The 4,587-nt window shown below is 52.0% G+C and carries 4 protein-coding genes; all 4 read right to left on the minus strand.

Annotation, left to right across the window (positions count from 1 at the left end):
• Positions 1-35: 35 nt before the first annotated feature.
• A complete protein-coding gene (locus ACYVBJ_RS21830) occupies positions 36-2,315 on the minus strand; it encodes a tyrosine-type recombinase/integrase (RefSeq protein ID WP_460984422.1) in 2,280 nt (759 codons plus the stop codon).
• 12 nt (positions 2,316-2,327) lie between these two features.
• Positions 2,328-3,371 (minus strand): tyrosine-type recombinase/integrase, encoded by a 1,044-nt coding sequence (locus ACYVBJ_RS21835; RefSeq protein WP_460984423.1) that lies wholly within the window; start codon positions 3,369-3,371, stop codon positions 2,328-2,330.
• Positions 3,372-3,516: 145 nt separating this feature from the next.
• On the minus strand, positions 3,517-4,095 hold the full coding sequence (locus tag ACYVBJ_RS21840) for a transposase (protein WP_460984424.1): 579 nt from the start codon (positions 4,093-4,095) through the stop codon (positions 3,517-3,519).
• Positions 4,049-4,540, minus strand: coding sequence for a helix-turn-helix domain-containing protein (locus ACYVBJ_RS21845; protein WP_460984425.1), 492 nt, complete (start codon positions 4,538-4,540; stop codon positions 4,049-4,051). Before ACYVBJ_RS21845 ends, ACYVBJ_RS21840 begins: the two co-directional genes overlap by 47 nt.
• Positions 4,541-4,587: the final 47 nt, after the last annotated feature.

Here is a 4,587-nt window from a genome sequence, read left to right on the forward strand (position 1 = left end):
TTATGTGGAATATAAAAGAGCAAAATAATAGTCGTTTAGGTAGCGGTTTGAATAGCGGGAAAGGGAATCAAGTCTGTCAATAAAGTAGGAGCCTGATCGCTAGGGGTGGGAACGTGAGCCAGCCGTTGCAAAAGCTTGTCCATGGCCTCAACGCCCTCTTCTACAGCCGCTCGCTCATCGTCTAAGAGAGGAACGGCCTGCAACATGCGTTGCAAATGGCGCTTGCCTTCCAGCAACGGACCTTTTGTTGACTCTTTAGGCCGGTAGAACGAACACTTGGCGCAGGCCATCCGGTGAGGACACTGATCAAAAAAGTCATAAGTACAATAACCATGGCCCAGATCGTAATACTTCCAGGGGGTTCCCTGAGCAGCAGCCCCGCTCTGAATGACGTCCTGATCCAGCAGGACCTCGATCATGCGAACGTTGCGGTCAAAATAACCCGCATCCTGATAGGCTTTCGTCAGTTTAGTCGGCGTGATGGTGGCGTAATGTTGAGTGGCCGTTGGGGACCGATGGCCCAGCCAGGCCTGTAGTTCAAACAAGGACATGGGTTCGCGGGCATTGTAGAGCTGAGTCGCAATGGTTGACCGGGCCCGGTGGCTGGTAATGGGGCCACGGGCATCCACTTCGGGTACGCCGGCTTTCCGACAAAGCATAGGAATCACCGTGTCATTGATGTACGATTGCCCCACTCGTTTGCCCCGGTAGATAAACAGGAACTGAACGGTCTCTCCCGTTTTGGCATCCCAACTGGCAACCGCTGCGGGTCGCAGGCGTTCCCAAGCCTCAATGGCTTCGCCCACCAGCCGGTCAACGGGTTTGACAAAAGCCGTACTGGTTTTATTAATTGGCACTTCCAGTAGACAAACCGAGCGAGAACCAACGGTTTTGGTCGGGTTGGGTTCCTCAACCGTCTGCCAGCGAATGCAACCCACCCGTAGCCGGTAGATCTCATCCGAACGTAGCCCGGCAAACAACCAGATCAGGGTCAGCGCCCGAACCAGTTCCAGGGGATACCAGGGCATGGGACGGGAATGATTCTTGCCCCGATAATACGCCTGGCAGAGAGGCAGGTCGTCCGCCATGAGTGTCAGGCCCGCTCCCATCAATTTGGCCCAGGTTGCCTCACTGATTACCCGAGGGTTAGGCCCTCGCAGGGCCTGTACCGAGCGGGGGGTAATGACACTTCGACGGGGATCGAAGTGGGCTGGCATCCACTGCCATTGTTGACAGTCAATCAGAAACGTACGGACCGTCGCTAAAAAGGTCGCTTTGGTATTGGGTCGAATGGGCTTGCCAAGCTGCCTGGCGGGTAGTTTCGTATCGGGATGCACCCAGTCGCCAACCGTCATCCGATCCACGGCAGCTACCCATTGGGTGGCTAAGTCACGCGTCCACTGGGCTGGACTGGTGATGGTGGGATAAGTGGCCGCTAACCATCGCCCCGCTTTCATCAGGATGGTAAACTTGCTGGCCCTGGTTTTAGATGACTGCGTCGAGGTAGCTAACCAGCGTTCACACCAGCCTAGCCATTCGTCGGAAACCGTATCCCCGATACCGCCTCGGGGGTGCACACCCCCTGGGGCATTGGCCAGCGGTCGGCTTAGAATGCCTAACCGACACAAGGCTCGGGAAAAGGGAACACACGGCCGGCGGGAGGAAGGAGCCATTTCACTACGGACCCGCTCCAGTAAGGGCGTTGATAAGTCATTGAGCCGAGGGCTACGCGCCAGCAGCAGCGCATACCCTAGCACCTGGGGAATAAAATGCTTGGTAAGTGCCGGTCCCAAGCCCATCTGACGCAGCTCATCGGTGAGCGTTTGCAGGGCCTGTTGAACCGACTGCTCCCCAAACATGTGTTTAGCAAAAGCCAGTTGTACAAAATGCCCGTACGTATGGAAGGCATTAAAATTACCCGGCATGTAAGCACAGGCTAACAGCAACTTCCGGGCGTTGGTATTCTGATACTGATGGCGTCTGACAAACTCAGTCCGGTTGGTTGCCAGCGTCTGGCTCCACTGTTTTTCGGTCCAGCTCCACCAGGGTATTTGTCGCTGATGCATCTCCTCCAGTAGTACCTGTAGCGTTGTCAGGTAATCCGCCCGGCTACTACCCATATGGTTCCTGATCAAATCAATAGGCGTAATCAGCCGCTGTAACCGGGTGTTACAACGAGCGATCTGGCGGGATCGGGGTGTCTGTTTATAGCGATAGCGTTCGGCTAAGGCGTCCTGCTCGGCCTGGGTTAAAGAGGTACTCAGGTCAGGGGGTGGCTCAAGTCCCAACCAGCTTGTCGATCGATCGATGTCCATACGGGTACGAGCTTATAGGACCGATGAGGTCATCTGGTGTAATAAGTCGATTCGCCATTGATGGATGGCCGTCATACTCTGGGCTACGCGGTTGGCTAAGTCTCGTCCACTTAAGTGGATATACAACAGCGTGCTATCGGTATGGCGATGTCCGGCAAAGAGGGCAATCTGATGAATGTCCCAACCCGCCCGGGCCAAATCGGTCAAACACAGGTGCCGCAGGGTGTGGGCCGTGAACGGCGGTAAATCAGCCCGTCGGGCGATACCCTGAATAACCTTGGCCCAGGTCCAGATGCTGATCGGCTGAGCATGATTGCGTCGTGACTCGGATAAGAATAAAGGTCCTCGCTGGCGGCTAAGCTGCTGTCGCTGGTGCAGATAAGCCTTGTAGAGTTGGCTGGTAGCCCACGAATAGGGAACAACCCGACTTCGTTTCCCTTTGGTGATCTCAGCCCGTAAGGTTAGCAAACACCGGGATGGGTCAATATCGCCTGTTTGGAGGGTACAAACTTCTTCCCGACGCAGGCCTGCATCGTAGGATAAAGCAAACATGAGTTGGTTGCGTAGGGGCTCCTGACGCACCGCCTCCAATAGGGTGACCCACTGCTCATCGGTGGGAATCCAGGGAAGCTTTTGGTAGTGGGGAATTAGCCCCCGCTCCCGAGTACCACCAAAGCCTTTATTAGGGGTGTATACCCCTCGTCGTACGGGATTATCGACACGAACTGTCTCTTCCACTAAATAGTCATAAAACAATCGAACCGCGACCAGTCGTTGCTGCATGGTGGCATTGGCCAAGCCAATCCGTTGCTTAGCAGAAGGGTGAGTTAGTGGTCGGGTCGCCAGTTGATGAACGTAAGCGGCAATGTGTTCGCGGTTTGCCGCTTCAATTGATACGGCTCGTTGCTGACAAAACTGGAAGTAGTCCACCAGGGCCCGGCTATAGGCGTCAATAGTGGCTGGGGCCATTCCCAGATTGATTTGCATGGTTAACCAATGCTCAGCCTGAGGAAGACTAGACAACAGGGGAAAGCGAAGGGTCAAGCGCGTATCCATAAACCATGGCTTCTTGAAGATATAAAGAAGGTAGGGCCTGTGTATCGTATGGATAGAGCGTAAGTTACTGACAGTAAGGAGCAAATAGGTATCAAATGTATTAATATCTTCCTAAAAATCAAGTAAAGGATTAAGTTATACTAATTCAGAAACTATGTGTCGTATTTCTTATATAAGGAAAACATGTTAACGAGACCACCTGACTAGATAAACGCTCAACCACTTCTTGGATTCGCTGTTGAGCTTGATCCAACGTTTCGAAAACTTTATTCTTCAGGTATTTACGCACTTCCTTGAAAAACCGCTCCACTGGATTTAATTCGGGGCAAGCGGCAGGTAAGCGCTCAAAGACAAGCTTTTGAGGATCAAAAAATTCGCGCTTGTGGGCGGTAGCTCCGTCAGCAATAAAAAGACTTTTTTGATCCACACAGCCCTGAACTTGAGTAACAAACCAGCTAAACTGTTCCCCGTTGAGCTTTGGTAAAAAAGCGGCAAAACCTTCCCCATTGAAGGGACAAAGGGTGAGATATAAATAGACACTCTGATAGCCAATTTTTACCGGTGCGACAGGTCGGTGACCCATTGGACTCCATTTACAAGCCAATTCAGTCCGAGTGCCCCCCCGTAATTCATCATGAAAAAAGATAGCATGATCCGCAAAGTCGGCCCGCAAGTCGCTAAATCTTTTTAAAAAACTCAATCGCCCCGGGTTGTTGTCTGACATTGACAGGTCTACCCGTTTTGCGTTTTATTTTCAGTCGTTTACTCAGATCACTTACCCCGCCAATGGTGTACTTAACCCCCAGACTACCCGCTAAATAAGCCTGAATGTCAGCTAAGGTTTGGGCTTGATCGTCAAAGAGAAATTGGCGTAATCGACTCATTTGCGCGGTCGATAGTTTACCCATATAGCCATGCTGTCGAGTTTGGATCAGCGAGTCGAGTCCATCCTTTCGATAGCGTTTCCAAAGTCGTTGTGCCTGTCTAAGGCTCAGATTAACCTGGTTAGCGGCTGCTTCCTGGGTCGAACACTCTGCTGCCTTTAACAGCCGTAGAAAACGGACATAGTCTCGGAGTTGCGCTTTGGTCTGTTGTTTTTCAAGTAGTTGCAGGTAGGGTAAATCTTGGGTGATTTCGTCAGCGTAGTTCAGTAGGCTAAAGTACGACAATCATATTCTTAATTAGTATTATAAGTTATATTCCACGTAACTGCTTA

The sequence above is a fragment of the Spirosoma fluminis genome, assembly GCF_054778895.1.

Excerpts from the sequence above, each read along its gene's own strand:
- ACYVBJ_RS21830 (WP_460984422.1), bottom strand. The coding sequence starts at position 2,315 with ATGGACATCGATCGATCGACAAGCTGGTTGGGACTTGAGCCACCCCCT.
- ACYVBJ_RS21835 (WP_460984423.1), bottom strand. The coding sequence starts at position 3,371 with ATGGATACGCGCTTGACCCTTCGCTTTCCCCTGTTGTCTAGTCTTCCT.
- ACYVBJ_RS21840 (WP_460984424.1), bottom strand. The coding sequence starts at position 4,095 with ATGTCAGACAACAACCCGGGGCGATTGAGTTTTTTAAAAAGATTTAGC.